13 protein-coding genes are annotated in these 13,814 nt (G+C 64.4%); 12 read left to right on the top strand and 1 reads right to left on the bottom strand.

Going from position 1 to position 13,814, the window contains the following annotated elements:
* Nucleotides 1–124 precede the first annotated feature (124 nt).
* The 4 genes from OLSU_RS09375 (at nucleotide 125) to OLSU_RS06390 (ending at nucleotide 4,101) form a co-directional block, all read left to right on the top strand.
* Nucleotides 125–1,093, top strand: coding sequence for a PTS mannose/fructose/sorbose transporter subunit IIAB (locus tag OLSU_RS09375; RefSeq protein WP_013252136.1), 969 nt, complete (start codon nucleotides 125–127; stop codon nucleotides 1,091–1,093).
* Between the two features lie 60 nt (nucleotides 1,094–1,153).
* The gene (locus OLSU_RS06400; RefSeq protein ID WP_013252135.1) at nucleotides 1,154–1,993 is read left to right on the top strand and encodes a PTS mannose/fructose/sorbose/N-acetylgalactosamine transporter subunit IIC; all 840 of its coding nucleotides are present in this window, start codon (nucleotides 1,154–1,156) and stop codon (nucleotides 1,991–1,993) included.
* Between the two features lie 10 nt (nucleotides 1,994–2,003).
* The gene (locus OLSU_RS06395; protein WP_236697187.1) at nucleotides 2,004–2,906 is read left to right on the top strand and encodes a PTS system mannose/fructose/sorbose family transporter subunit IID; all 903 of its coding nucleotides are present in this window, start codon (nucleotides 2,004–2,006) and stop codon (nucleotides 2,904–2,906) included.
* 127 nt (nucleotides 2,907–3,033) lie between these two features.
* Complete coding sequence (locus OLSU_RS06390; RefSeq protein ID WP_013252133.1) at nucleotides 3,034–4,101, top strand: zinc-dependent alcohol dehydrogenase; 1,068 nt, start codon at nucleotides 3,034–3,036, stop codon at nucleotides 4,099–4,101.
* Nucleotides 4,102–4,185: 84 nt separating this feature from the next.
* On the opposite strand, the gene OLSU_RS06385 is transcribed toward OLSU_RS06390, so the two are convergent.
* Nucleotides 4,186–4,707, bottom strand: coding sequence for a DNA-deoxyinosine glycosylase (locus tag OLSU_RS06385; protein ID WP_013252132.1), 522 nt, complete (start codon nucleotides 4,705–4,707; stop codon nucleotides 4,186–4,188).
* A 311-nt stretch (nucleotides 4,708–5,018) separates the two neighbouring features.
* On the opposite strand from OLSU_RS06385, the gene OLSU_RS06380 reads away from it, so the two are divergent.
* The 8 genes from OLSU_RS06380 (at nucleotide 5,019) to OLSU_RS06345 (ending at nucleotide 13,632) form a co-directional block, all read left to right on the top strand.
* The gene (locus OLSU_RS06380) at nucleotides 5,019–6,113 is read left to right on the top strand and encodes a Gfo/Idh/MocA family protein (RefSeq protein WP_013252131.1); all 1,095 of its coding nucleotides are present in this window, start codon (nucleotides 5,019–5,021) and stop codon (nucleotides 6,111–6,113) included.
* 29 nt (nucleotides 6,114–6,142) lie between these two features.
* A complete protein-coding gene (gene rapZ / locus OLSU_RS06375; protein ID WP_013252130.1) occupies nucleotides 6,143–7,069 on the top strand; it encodes an RNase adapter RapZ in 927 nt (308 codons plus the stop codon).
* Between the two features lies 1 nt (nucleotide 7,070).
* Complete coding sequence (whiA, locus tag OLSU_RS06370; RefSeq protein WP_013252129.1) at nucleotides 7,071–8,021, top strand: DNA-binding protein WhiA; 951 nt, start codon at nucleotides 7,071–7,073, stop codon at nucleotides 8,019–8,021.
* Nucleotides 8,022–8,220: 199 nt separating this feature from the next.
* Nucleotides 8,221–9,246 (top strand): type I glyceraldehyde-3-phosphate dehydrogenase, encoded by a 1,026-nt coding sequence (gene gap / locus OLSU_RS06365; RefSeq protein WP_013252128.1) that lies wholly within the window; start codon nucleotides 8,221–8,223, stop codon nucleotides 9,244–9,246.
* A gap of 123 nt (nucleotides 9,247–9,369) precedes the next feature.
* Nucleotides 9,370–10,560 (top strand): phosphoglycerate kinase, encoded by a 1,191-nt coding sequence (locus OLSU_RS06360; RefSeq protein ID WP_013252127.1) that lies wholly within the window; start codon nucleotides 9,370–9,372, stop codon nucleotides 10,558–10,560.
* The gene (gene tpiA / locus OLSU_RS06355) at nucleotides 10,553–11,317 is read left to right on the top strand and encodes a triose-phosphate isomerase (RefSeq protein WP_013252126.1); all 765 of its coding nucleotides are present in this window, start codon (nucleotides 10,553–10,555) and stop codon (nucleotides 11,315–11,317) included. The genes OLSU_RS06360 and tpiA overlap by 8 nt, the downstream gene beginning before the upstream one ends.
* A gap of 96 nt (nucleotides 11,318–11,413) precedes the next feature.
* On the top strand, nucleotides 11,414–11,662 hold the full coding sequence (gene secG, locus OLSU_RS06350; RefSeq protein WP_013252125.1) for a preprotein translocase subunit SecG: 249 nt from the start codon (nucleotides 11,414–11,416) through the stop codon (nucleotides 11,660–11,662).
* A gap of 329 nt (nucleotides 11,663–11,991) precedes the next feature.
* Complete coding sequence (locus tag OLSU_RS06345; RefSeq protein WP_013252124.1) at nucleotides 11,992–13,632, top strand: peptide ABC transporter substrate-binding protein; 1,641 nt, start codon at nucleotides 11,992–11,994, stop codon at nucleotides 13,630–13,632.
* Nucleotides 13,633–13,814: the final 182 nt, after the last annotated feature.

Raw genomic sequence — 13,814 nt, 5'->3', positions numbered from 1 at the left:
GGGTGTTTTTCATACCTTTCGTAGACTTTCTAAAACTTACTATTATTTTCTATCTATAGGTGCATATATTTCTACTTATAGATATTAGGTATCTACTAGTTTCTAGTTAAGTAAAGGGGGAAGTATGGTTGGGATAGTGATAGCCACACACGGCTCGCTGGCAGAAGGGCTGAGATCGGGAGTCGAGCTGCTCGTCGGCCCTCAGCGGCAGCTCGAGACGGTCGGTCTGTACCACGGGGATGAGCCCTCCGAATTTGAGGAGAAAGTGTCTGCCTCCATCAGGAAGGCAGACGAGGGCGATGGAGCCCTCTGCCTGGTTGACATGCTGGGTGGAACGCCCTCGAACGTGGTGATGAGGCTCATGCAGAGCGGCAACGTCCGCGCATTGGCGGGCGTGAATCTGCCTGCGGTGATTCAGGCGGTCTTCATGCGGGAGAGCCTTGGCCTCGAGGAGCTCGCACGAGAGACGTTTGCGGCACAGCGTGACGCCGTCATCGACCTGAGCCTCAAGATTCCCGAGCTCGAGACCCCGGCAAAGCAGGAGAGGGAACAGGAGCGAATGGAACCCGGCGATGCGCCTCCCATTGAACGGGGGGAGAACCTCACGGCGCCGGGCAACGGTGAGGTGGTTCTGTGCCGTGTGGACGATCGTCTCATCCATGGTCAGGTCATGACATCGTGGCTGAATGCCACGGGCGCCAACAAGATCATGATTGTGGACGATGAGACATCCCAAAACCCGTTCCTCAAGAGCGTGTTCAAGAGCGCCGTGCCCGCAAACGTGAAAGTGGGGGTATTCAATGAGGCGAAGGCGGTCGATCGTCTCATCAAGGGTTTCAAGCCAACAGACAGGGTCATCGTGCTTGCCAAGTACCCCCAGACCTTTCTGTCCCTCGTCGAGAGGGGTGCGAGTCTCCGGCAGGTCATCATCGGAGGTATGGGCGCACGCGAGGATCGGAGCAGGCTCTACCGCAACATCTCTGCGTCACAGGATGAGAGGGCGGCCCTGAGGGCCCTCGTGGACGAGGGCGTGGACGTCGCAATTCAGATTCTTGCGGACGATGCGCAGGTCAGCGTTTCAAAGCTTTTGTAACACCTTTGGTCTCTATGGGGCGCTTAGCGCACGACATTCCATGCGTACAAAGGGGCGAGCATGCAGATTTCACTCATCCAAGCACTGCTTATCGGCGTCGTGTACTACCTGGGGATAAATGGGACGCCTTGGCTCACGCTCGTTGGCTCTACGATCATTCAGAAGCCCTTGGTGTCCGGCCTGCTCGTGGGCATCATCATGGGCGACCCGGTGCAGGGGGCAGTCATCGGCGCCGCCATTCAACTCCCCTTCATTGCATACATCTCGGCTGGTGGCGCGCCTCCGACGGACCCGGGCTTGGCGGGAACGCTGGGCACGGCGCTCGCGCTCGCTGCGGGCGTCGACCCTGCCACGGCAATTGCCATCGCCACGCCGATCGGTTTGCTGGGAACGATCATCTGGGTCATCCACATGACGGTTGACGTCGTGTTCGCCCACATGTGCGACAGGGCGGCGGAAAACGGCGACACCAAGGCGCTTGCGTTCTGGCATCTCTGCCCCCCGCAGATCGTAGCGGCGATCATTGGCATCATCCCCGTGATGCTGGGGGCATACTTCGGCGCGGGAGTGGTGGCTGACATCATCAACGCCCTTGAGGGTCGGCCTCTTGAGACGCTGCAGGTTATTGGCGGTATCCTGCCGGCCATTGGCATCGCCATGAACCTGCGAGCCCTGGACCGCCCTGGGGTGATCCTTTGGTTCGTCCTTGGCTTTGTGGTTGTCCAGTACTCGGGAATCGCGACGCTGCCCCTGGCCGTGCTCGCCGGCATCGTTGCCTACCTCATTACGGGAAGCGCGGCGTCCGGGGCAGAGATGGTACCGGTTCAGCCGGTCATCGCTGGCGGCGCGCCTCCATCCGCCGATATTGCCTCTGAGGACTCCGACGCGGATTTCGAATAGAAGGGACCGTATGATGCAGAACGAGATGACTGGGGGAACCGGGCGCCGCGGGATTGATGTGGCGGCTGACGGCACGGCCAAGCGTAGGGCGCTCTCCAAGGCCGACGTTCTCAAGGTGTTCTGGAAATGGGACTTCGCAAGCCACGCGAACTACAACTACGAGCGCATGCAGGCCTCTGGCGTCCTTTTTTCCATGACGCACATCATTGACAGGCTGTATCCGAACGACAGGCAGGCAAAGATCGACTTCATGAAGCGCCACATGCAGTTCTACAACACCGAGCCGCATTACGGGGGCATCGTGAACGGCCTGGCGCTTGCAATGGAGGAGGAGCGCGCGAACGACCCCGCCGTGACCGGCGAGGCGATCTCGGCGATCAAGACCGGCCTCATGGGGCCCATGGCCGGCGTGGGCGACACCCTATGGCAGGGGACCTTGCAGCCGATCCTCTTGGCCATCGGCATCTCGCTTGCCTCTGCGTCCGGGTCCCCCGCAGGCGCCCTGTTCTTTGCAGTTGCGATGTTCGCAATCCAGACTGCCATTGGCTACTTCTTCTTCATGACCGGCTACAGGCAAGGGAAGGGTGGGGTGGAGAAGCTCCTTGGTGGTGGCCAGATGCGACGGCTTATCTCTGCGGCGTCGATCATGGGGGCCGTGGTGCTTGGGGCTCTGGCGGCCAGTTACGTGACTGCCTCCTCGGGCTTTGTCATTCAGGTGGGGGAGGCCCAGCTGGCGTTACAGGCGGACATCCTTGACAAGCTTCTCAAGGGCGTCATTCCGCTGGCGATTACGTTGGGCACCTGGTACCTTCTCAAGGTTCGCAAGATGAAGTCGACGCGGGTCATGGTCGCCCTCGTTGTCGTTGGCGCCGTGTTGGGTGCGACGGGACTCCTGGGCGGCATCATCTCGTAGCCTACGCTGCGATCCAGCGGGTCTGGCGTTCGCAAGAAATCGGTCTTAGTCCATGTGCCTGGGTGCGCGAGGGCGTGCCGGCGAAGACGTGCTCTCGCGCTGCCCAGGTTATTCAGAAGGAGTCCCCATGCCAGAGACGATGAAGACGGCGGTATTCCATGGCCGCATGGATATTTCTCTCGAGGAGTGCGAGCGTCCTCATGCCAAGGGCAACAAGGTGCTCGTGAAGGTTGACTGCTGCGCCCTGTGCACGTGGGAGCAGCGCGTGTACACGGGTGTCAACAAGGTCGAGCATCCGTTCATCGGCGGTCACGAGATTTCCGGCGAGATCGTGGGGCTGGGCGACGACGTCAATCCTGACGAGTGGGCGGTCGGTGACAAAGTCGTCGTAGGCAACACGCTTCCGTGTGGTGACTGCTACTACTGCAAGACGTTCGAGGAGCAGAGCTGCGCGCACTTCGACCACGGGGCGCAGCTCGAGGGCCTGCCCTACCACGGCATGGGCGGGCTTTCCGAGTACATGCTCGTGACGACGCACTGCCTGTTCAAGTATCGCAACGTGACGCCTCAGGAGGCGTCCATCGTCGAGCCGCTCTCCTGTGTCGTGCACAGCGTCGAGACGGCGGACATCCAGCTCGGGGATTACGTCCTCGTAATAGGCTGTGGCATCATGGGGCAGCTGCACGTGCAGGTTGCGAAGAAGCGTGGTGCCGTCGTGATCGTCTCCGACATCAATCGGGAGCGTACGGTCCTGGCCCGGCGGTACGGTGCCGATTACGCCATCGATCCGTCGAAGGAGAGCCTGACCGAGAGGGTCCTCGAGCTTACCCATGGCCTGAAGTGCCAGGCCGTGTTTGACACCACGCCGTTCCCGAGCGTGCTCAAGGACGCCTACACCTGTGTCGCCAACGTCGGCAAGGTCATCCTCTATAGCTCCATCCACCCCAAACCGGGCGAGGAGAAGCTCGTTCCTGTCGATGCCGGCTGGATGCACAGCTGGTCCATCAAGACGCTGGGTACCGCGAACTCCAACTCCAGGGACTTCGTGCGTGCTGTCGCGATGGTCTCCGAGGGCGTCATCGACCTCAAGCCCTATGTGAGCGGCACCTATCACGAGAGCCAGGTCAAGGAGGCCTTTGACAAGGCGATCGAGGGCGCGTCATACCGTGTCGTCGTGAACTTCGACGGGAAATGACCGCCATGATCCGCACGGTGGCCGCCAATCCGCCGTCATCCTCGGCGAGATGTGCGACCATGTCGTGGCTGGCACCGCTGCCGCCTATCGGCCCTCGCCCAGCGACGGGGAGAGCGACTCGTTCCAGCGTGCGACAAGCCGCTCGAGCCGCCAGGCGGCGTTGGCCGGGCTCGTCGAGGGCAGGACCTCGGCCGGCATGTTCGTCTGGGTCTCCAGCCAGCGGTGGTAGAGCCTGCCGGCCGTGGTACCGTTGCAGAGGACGGAACGCAGGCGCGCAACGCGGGTCACGCGACCAAGGTCGACGGGCGTCACGTTGCGGATGCTCGCATCGCTCGAGCCCCTGATATCGCAGCTTGCGATGACGTCCCACAGGGCGATGCCGTGTGCCAGCAGCATCGCGCGTTTTTCAGGTACGGTCTGTGGGCATGCCTCGCCGAGGCACCGAGCCAGGACACGCCAGAAGCGGTTCTGCGGGTTGCCGTAGTAGAAGTCGTTTCGCCGTGAGAGCACCGAGGGAAACGACCCGAGTATGATCACGCGGCTGCGCTCGTCGAACACGGGGTCAAAGCCGTGGGAGACATGCAGGTAGCCGTCACCGTCCGCCATGCGCCCACCGACTCCCATCGCAAACTAGGCTCGAACAGGCACGCCTCGCCCCGCCCGCGGCCAGGGAACGTGAGGGCATGCGGTCGCTCATGGGGCTTCCAATCGACGGGTGCCTCGATCCACGATACCCCAGCGCGCTGGTTCCTTGCTGCGTCACTGTCGCCGCATGCCTTGGCTTTGCCGTCGGCTCGAGGTGTAGTCTTGGCGTTCCTGCGGGAAAACCCCTTGGGATGGGAGAGAATGTCCCTGTCTGGCAACTGCACCCGCGCCGCCTGGCCGCAGGCCGCGCGTGGGCAAGGACGGAGGAAGGCATGTGTGACGGCAGCACCAAGGCCGCGGCGCCCATTGATGCCGCAGCTGCGGCGGAGGCGGCCTTCGAGCGGGTCAGGGGTGCGGGCTTTCCCGATGGGATCTTCGCTGCGCCCCAGCTTCGCTGGGCAGTCATAGGCTGCGGCGCCATAGCGAACCAGATGGCGCGCTCGCTTGAGCTTGCGGGCCGTAGGCTTTCGGGCGTCTGCAACCGCACGCACGACAAGGCGGTCGCCTTTGCGCGGCGCTACGACGTCGAGCGCGTGTACGGCAGCCCCGACGAGCTCTACGCCGACCCGTCGATAGACGCGATCTACATAACCACGCCCCACAACACCCACATCCGCTACCTCGTCCCGGCCCTGACGGCGGGCAAGCACGTGCTGTGCGAGAAGTCCATCACCCTCAACTCCGAGGAGCTCGGCCAGGCACGCTCCGTCGCGGGGGAGCACGGATGCGTCCTGATGGACGCGACGACCATTCTCCACATGCCCCTGTACCGGGAGCTCCTTCGCCGCGCACGCTCGGGCGAGTTCGGTCGCATGAACCTCGCCCAGGTGAGCTTCGGGAGCCTCAAGGAGTACGGCGATCTCACGAATCGCTTCTACAACCCCAGGCTGGCCGGTGGCGCCATGCTGGACATCGGGGTCTATGCGCTTACGATCATGAGGCTCTTCATGGATTCGCAGCCGGACGAGCTGACCTCGCTCGCAAACAGGGCGCCTACCGGCGTCGACCAGACCAGTGGCATAGTGGCGAGGAACGCCTCCGGGCAGTTGGGCGTGGTGTCCCTGTCGCTCCACTCCAAGCAGCCCAAGCGTGCTGTCATCAGCTTCGACGAGTGCTACCTCGAGGTGACGGACTACCCGAGGGCAGACCGCGGGACCATCGTGTGGAGCGCGGACGGACGTCGCGAGGAGGTAGCCGTCGGCTGTGAGGCCTATGCCCTCTGCTACGAGATGGCGGACCTCGAAAGGGCCGTTGCGGGCGATGCGCAGTGCTCTTCTCTCATAGACGTCGCCACAGACGTCATGGACATCATGACGAGGCTTCGTCGAGAGTGGGGAGTGGTCTATCCGGAGGAGCGGGGACGCTAGGGGGTCGCAGACGAGAGGGGAGGGGCCACATGGCTGACGGTGGACAGGATATGCGCCGTGCGGCGCGGCTCGACCAGGTGCCCGACGTCGTGGTCATCACGGGTATGTCGGGCAGCGGTCGCACCCAGGCCATGCACGTGTTCGAGGACATGGGCTACTACTGCATCGACAACCTCCCCCCGCGGCTCATCCTCGACCTCGCCACCACGGTGGGCATCAACACCAGCATCGGCCGCCACCTGGCCGTGACCTGCGACCTGCGCAGCCAGGGGCTCTTTGACGAGATGGCGGATGCCGTGAGGGCCTTGCGCGAGCACGAGCTCACGGTCAGGCTCCTCTTCCTGGACTGCTCCGACGAGGTGCTGCTCCGCCGCTACAACGAGACGCGCCGCCGCCATCCCATTGCCAAGCGCGGCGAGTCCACGGAGAGTGCCATCCGGCGCGAGCGAGAGCAGCTGGCCTCCATCCGCGAGGGAGCGGACCTCGTCCTCGACACCAGCCGCATGCGCACGTCCACCCTGCGCTCCCGCATCCGGCGCAGCTTCTCCGAGCTCACGGACCAGCAGCTCCTCGACGTCAACGTCTTCTCGTTCGGCTTCAAGCATGGCATGCCCGTCGAGGCGGACCTCATGATCGACGTGCGCTTCCTGCCCAACCCGTTCTACGATCCCGAGATGCGCCCGCTCACGGGCAATGACGCCAAGGTGCGCGACTTCGTCATGGGCCAGCGGGTCACGCGTGACTTCATCAAGGCCTGGCAGAGGCTCCTCGACGTCGTGATGCCCGGCTACGTCGCGGAGGGCAAGTCGCGGCTCTCGGTGGCCGTCGGCTGTACCGGTGGCCAGCACCGAAGCGTCGCCATCGCCAACGCCACGGCCGCCTACCTCAGCGAGGCGGGCTACCACGTGACGCTCACCCATCGCGACCTGCCCCTCGCCAACAGGGGCGTGGTCTAGCATGTCGTTCACGGCCCAGGTGAAGGACGAGCTCTCCCGCATCGAGGACGGATGCGCGCTCTGCCCCTACGCCGCGCTCTCGGCCATCACCCGCGTCTGCGGGACGCTGTCGTTTCGCGGCAGCGGCCGCTACTCCATCCGCGTCGCCACCGAGACCGGAGCCGTCGCGCGCACGATGATCAAGCTCACCCACGAGCTCTTCGACCTCGAGACCCCGCTCACGGTCCGCCACTCCAACCTGCACAAGACCCGCAACTACCTGATCGAGATCCCCGAGCAGGACGAGCTCGAGGCGGACCTCGAGCGCCTGGGCATCCTCGTCGCGGGAAGGGGCCTCGCGACCGGCGCGCCCCACGACCTCCTCGCGCGCCCCTGCTGCAAGCGCGCCTTCGTGCGCGGCGCCTTCATGGCAGGCGGCTTCATCGCCGACCCGCGTGGCGACTTCCACCTGGAGATCGCCGTCACGGGTGAGGAGTTTGCCCACGACATCGTGGATATAGCTCGTGAGCTGGGCGTCGAGGCCCGCCTCAACCGGAGGCGCGGCAGCTTCGCCGTCTACGTCAAGAGCTTCGACGACATCGTCGTCCTCCTGCGCGCCATGGGGGCCACCCGCTCGGCCATGGCAGTCGGCAACGTCCGGCGCATGAAGTCGCTCAAGAACGACGTCAACCGCCGCGTCAACGCGGAGATGGCCAACCAGGCCCGGTCGACGGGGGCCGCCGCCGACCAGCTCCAGCTCATCGCCCAGGCCGAGAGGGGCATGGGCCTACGTGCCCTGCCGCCCGCCCTGCGCGAGTTCTGTCTCCTGCGCCGGGCCAACCCCGAACTCTCGCTCGTCGCCCTGGGTGCGCTCTGCGATCCCCCGGCATCGAAGTCGGCCATGTACCATCGCGTCCTCAGGCTCCAGGAACTTGTGGGCGAGATGCGCACGAAAGGCGTGGGAACGTCCTAAGACTACCGTTCGCGGAATGTCGGCAACCGTCTGTAGATTTGCATAGCGATAAGTGGTCAACCTGCGCAAGCCGAGACTTTTCCACCACACATGCGTCGCGATGCATACCGGTCCCCTGAAACGGCTAAAATAGTGCTATGCGCAAGCATTGGGCCGACCGTGGGGAAGGGCCCCAGGTGGCCTCGCGAAAGGAGATAGCATGGCAGTTAAGGTTGCTATTAACGGCTTTGGTCGCATCGGCCGTCTGGCCTTCCGCCAGATGTTCGGTCACGAGGGCTCCGAGATCGTCGCCATCAACGACCTCACCTCGCCAGAGATGCTCGCCTACCTGCTGAAGTATGACTCCACGCAGGGCAACTACGCGCGCGGCCACAAGGTCGAGGCCACCGAGAGCTCCATCGTCGTCGATGGCCACGAGATCACCATCTACAAGGAGGCTGACGCCAACAACCTGCCCTGGGGCGAGCTTGGCGTAGACGTCGTTCTCGAGTGCACCGGCTTCTACACCTCCAAGGCCAAGGCCCAGGCCCACATCAACGCCGGCGCCAAGAAGGTCGTCATCTCCGCCCCTGCGGGCAATGACCTGCCCACCATCGTCTTCAACGTCAACCACGAGCAGCTGGGCGCCGATGACAACATCATCTCCGCCGCCTCCTGCACCACCAACTGCCTCGCGCCGATGGCCAAGGGCCTGAACGACTTCGCCCCCATCGTGTCCGGCATCATGACCACCATCCATGCCTTCACGGGCGACCAGATGCCCCTCGACGGCCCGCAGCGCAAGGGCAACTTCCGCCGCTCCCGCGCCTGCTCCGAGAACATCGTCCCCAACTCCACGGGTGCCGCCAAGGCCATCGGCCTCGTCCTCCCCGAGCTCAACGGCAAGCTCATCGGTGCCGCCCAGCGCGTCCCGACGCCGACCGGCTCCCTCACCAACCTCTACGCCGTCGTCGACAAGAAGGTCACCGTCGACGAGGTCAACGCAGCCATGAAGGCCTACGCCGAGACCATCCCCGAGACCTTCGCCTACAACGAGGACGACATCGTCTCCCGCGACATCGTCGGCGAGACCCACGGCTCCATCTTCGATGCCACCCAGACCATGGTCCAGGATCTCGGAGGTGGCCAGAGCCTCGTCCAGGTCACCTCGTGGTACGACAACGAGAACTCCTACACCTCCCAGATGGTCCGCACCATCAAGTACTTCGAGAAGTTCGTCGCCTAAGGGCGCCCCGGACTCGGTCTCGTACAGGAGAGGGGTGCGGTCGCAGGTCCCAGGGCCTCGGCCGCGCCCCTCTTCGCCAGTCCGCCCAGCGCAGTCCACCCAGCACCCGGCAAGGGAGTGAGCATGGCTTTCACCAAGAAGACCGTTCGCGACATCGACGTCGCCGGCAAGCGCGTCCTCATGCGCGTCGACTTCAACGTCCCTTTGAAGGACGGCGTCGTCACCGATGACACGCGCGTGCGCGCCGCCATCCCCACCATCAAGTACCTCAAGGAGCAGGGCGCCGGCATCATCCTGATGTCGCACCTCGGCCGCCCCAAGGGCGACGGCCCCGAGCCCGAGCTCTCGCTCAGGCCCGCCGCAGAGAAGCTCGCCGAGCTCACCGGCTATGACGTGAGGTTCGTCGACGACACCTACGGCGAGAAGGCCGAGAAGGCCGTCTCCGAGGTCAAGCCCGGCGACATCCTCGTCCTCGAGAACGTCCGCTTCCTCAAGGCCGAGAAGAAGAACGACCCCGAGGTCGCCAAGAAGCTTGCCTCCTACGGCGACGTCTTCGTGCTTGACGCCTTCGGCACCGCACACCGCGCGCAAGGCTCCGTCGTCGGGCCTGCCGCCTACATCCCGGCCGTCGCGGGCTTCCTGCTCGAGAAGGAGGTCGACACCCTCACCTCCATCTTCGCCGATCCGGCGCGTCCCTTCGTCGCCATCGTCGGCGGCTCCAAGGTCTCCAGCAAGATCGGCGTCCTCGACCACCTGATCGACTCCGCCGACACCCTGATCATCGGCGGCGGCATGGCCTACACCTTCTTCCTGGCCAAGGGCTACGCCGTGGGCACCTCCCTCAAGGAGGAGGACTGGGTCGAGCGCGCCGCCGAGATGCTCAAGAAGGCAGAGGACAAGGGAGTCAAGATCCTCCTTCCCGTCGACAACGTCGTTGCGGACCACTTCGGCGAGGATGCCGAGGGTGAGGTCGTCGACTCCGACAAGATCCCCGACGACCGCATGGGCATGGACATCGGCCCCAAGACCTGTGCGCTCTACGTCGAGGCCATCAAGGGCGCCAAGACCGTCTTCTGGAACGGCCCCATGGGCGTCTTCGAGATGGACCAGTTCGCCAAGGGCACCGAGGCCGTCGCCCGTGCCGTGGCCGACTCCGACTGCACGTCCATCATCGGCGGCGGCGACTCCGTCGCGGCCATCAACAAGTTCGACCTTGCCGACAAGATGAGCTGGATCTCCACCGGCGGTGGCGCATCCATGGAGCTCGTCGAGGGCAAGGCCCTTCCCGGAGTGGAGGCGCTTCTCGATGCGTAACAGGATGATCGCTGGCAACTGGAAGATGAACAAGACCTTCACCGAGGGCGTCGTCCTCGCACAGGGCCTCGTCAGAGAGCTCGAGGGCGGCACCGGCGACGTGGACGTCGTCGTCTGCCCGCCGACGGTCGACCTCAAGGGAGTCTCGGAGGTCATCGAGCAGGAGGGCGCGCCCTTCTCCCTGGGCGCCCAGAACGTCTACTTCGAGGAGAGCGGGGCCTACACGGGCGAGACCGCTCCCGACATGCTGGTGGGCATCGGCGCGACCCACTGCATCATCGGCCACTCCGAGCGTCGCGGCTACTTCGGAGAGACCGACGAGGACGTCAACAGGAAGGCCAAGGCCCTCATGTCGCACGGCATCGTGCCCATCAGCTGCTGCGGCGAGTCCCTCGAGGTCCGCGAGGCCGGCACCCATGTCTCATTCGTCGTCGAGCAGATCAAGAAGGACACCGCGGGCCTCAAGATCGACGACCCCTCCAAGTACGTCATCGCCTACGAGCCCATCTGGGCCATCGGCACGGGCAAGACCGCCACGGCCGACGACGCCCAGGAGGTCTGCGGCGCCATCCGCGAGACCCTGGCCGAGGCCTTCGGGCAAGAGGTCGCCGACGGCATCCGCATCCTCTACGGCGGCTCCGCCAAGCCCGAGAACGTCGCGGGCTTCCTCGGGAAGGACGACGTCGACGGCGCCCTCGTCGGCGGCGCCTCCCTCAAGGCGGACTCGTTCGCCGCGATGGTGAAGGCGGCTATGTGATAAGCTGCTACGCTGTAGTGTGAAGCTAGCAGGGGTCGGCATCGCACCCGCGATGCCGACCCCCTTCGTCAAGCCCCTTCGCTAAGGAGACTGCCCGTGGGTCCGCTCAACGTCGTTCTTCTCATCATCCTAGCCCTTTCCGCCCTCGCGACGATCGCCCTCGTCCTCATGCATTCCGGCAAGGGCACGGGCGTGTCCGACATGATCGCCTCCTCGATGTACAACTCGGCTGCGGGGTCGGGCGTGTGGGAGAGGAACCTCGACCGCCTCACCGTCATCTCCGCCGTCGTCTTCGGCGTCTGCGTCTGCGTGCTCGCACTGACCTTCCCCCTGGGTACCATCTAGGGGCCTCGGCTCGTATGGCTGGCTGGGGCGCCGTCTTGCCCCCTGGGTCGGCAATGTTGCCGACATGTAAACTCTGACCTTCGTCCGAGGAGGTGGGGACCCCGTCTCGCGAGGCGCGTGGCGGGGTCCCCATCTGCCGAAAGCCCAATGCGGGCCGTGCGGGCATAGGGCCGTCCGACGTGCGGCCTTGCAGGCAGATGGTTTGCATCCCTATGCGTATTGTATGAAAATAGAACGCATGGGCGCATCGCGCCAGGCGATGTCCCGGATGTTCCGACGGCGGCCTTCAATGGGTGGCTGCCGTGAGACGCACTCAAGGGAGGAAAAGAATGGCAGTTGAGAAGAGCGGCGTGACTCGTCGCACCTTCGTCAAGGGCGGCCTCGCCGCCAGCGCACTCGCGTCCCTTGCCGCCTGTGGCAAGAAGTCAGAGGACGCGTCCGCCGGCGCCACCGCACAGGGTGGCACCTTCAAGTTCTACATCAACGAGCCCGTCGCCATCGACCCCTACAACACCCAGGAGACCGAGGGCTCCCAGGTCGAGTCCAAGCTCTTCGACTCCCTGCTGGGCTATGACTGGGAGAAGGAGGAGCTCGTCCCGAAGGCCGCCGAGTCCTGGGAGTCCAACGCCGACGCCACCGAGTTCACCTTCCACCTGGTGAAGGGCGCCAAGTTCCACAACGGCGATCCCGTCGACGCCAAGAGCTTCAAGCGCGGGTGGGAGCGCATCTGCAATCCCAACATGTCCACCCCGTCCGAGATCAACTATCACCTTGCCCCCGTCGCCGGCTACGCCGAGATGCAGGCCAGCACCGCAACCGAGCTCTCGGGCGTGACCTGCCCCGACGACAACACCCTCGTCGTCAAGCTGAGCGCCCCGATGGCCGACTTCCCCTACATCTGCGCCCACATCGCCCTCGCGCCCGTGCCGCAGGCCGCCCTCGACGACCCTGCGTCCTTCCTGCTCGCGCCGATCGGCAACGGCCCCTTCAAGATGGACGGCAAGTGGGAGAGCGGACAGTACATAGACGTCGTCCGCTTCGATGACTACTATGGCGAGAAGCCCATCCTCGATGGCATCCACTTCTCCATCCAGAAGGACCCGGCCACCGCGTTCCGCGAGTTCGAGGCCGGCAACATCGACTTCTGCCAGATTCCCTCCGGTCGCCTCAACGAGACCTCCGAGAAGTACGGAACCTCCGAGGACGGCTACACCGTCACCCCCAAGAAGCAGGTCCTGACGGGCGCCCAGGCCGCCATCTACTACCTGACGCTCAACCTCAACGACCCCACCATGGCCGACATCAACGTCCGCAAGGCCATGTCGCTCGCCATCAACCGCCAGAACATCGTCGACACCCTCTTCGAGGGCTCGCGCAAGGCGGCCAACGGCTTCTTCCCCCTCATCATCGACGACGACGAGTCCAACGTCTGGGAGTTCTGCAAGTACGACAAGGACGCCGCCCAGAAGATCGTCGACGAGAACAACCTCGCCGGCACCACCATCACCCTGTCCTACAACTCCGGCGGCGGCCACGAGGACATCATGTCCATCGTCCAGGGCGACCTCGAGGCCGTGGGCTTCAAGGTAGAGCAGTCCTCCATGGAGTGGGCCACCTACCTCACCAACCTCGGTGACGGCAGGTACCAGGTGGGTCGTCTGGGCTGGAACGCCGACTACCCGACCATGGACAACTTCCTGTACCCCAACTTCTACTCCACGGCGGACAACAACTACGCCAAGTACGTGAACGCCGACGTGGACGCCGCCATCGACGCCGCACGTCAGGTCACGGACGTCGAGGAGCGCAAGGCCGCCTATCGCAAGATCAACCAGACGATCGCCGAGTCCGTGCCGGTCATCCCCCTGATGTTCTATGCCCTCGACCACGTCGGTTCCGACCGGGTTGCGCGCATGTACCTCAGCCCGCAGAACACCGCCGACCTCGCGAGCGCCGCGCTCAACGCGTAGCGACTATCTCTAGCGGCCGACCAAGCGATTTTGCGCGGGGCGCCGGAGCGATCCGGCGCCCCGCCGCGTTACGGGCAAATCGTGTGAGCGCACGCCTACACGCCGCTCGCTGGCTCCGATATAAGGTCTTTACGCTATACTGCACCCTGGCGAAGTGCGGCCTGTGCCGCTTTTCTGCATCT

Source organism: Olsenella uli DSM 7084 (assembly GCF_000143845.1).
In the GTDB taxonomy this organism is placed as follows: Bacteria; Actinomycetota; Coriobacteriia; order Coriobacteriales; family Atopobiaceae; genus Olsenella; species Olsenella uli.
Note: the sequence above shows the minus strand (reverse complement) of the source record. Positions and strands in the feature narration are given on the sequence as shown.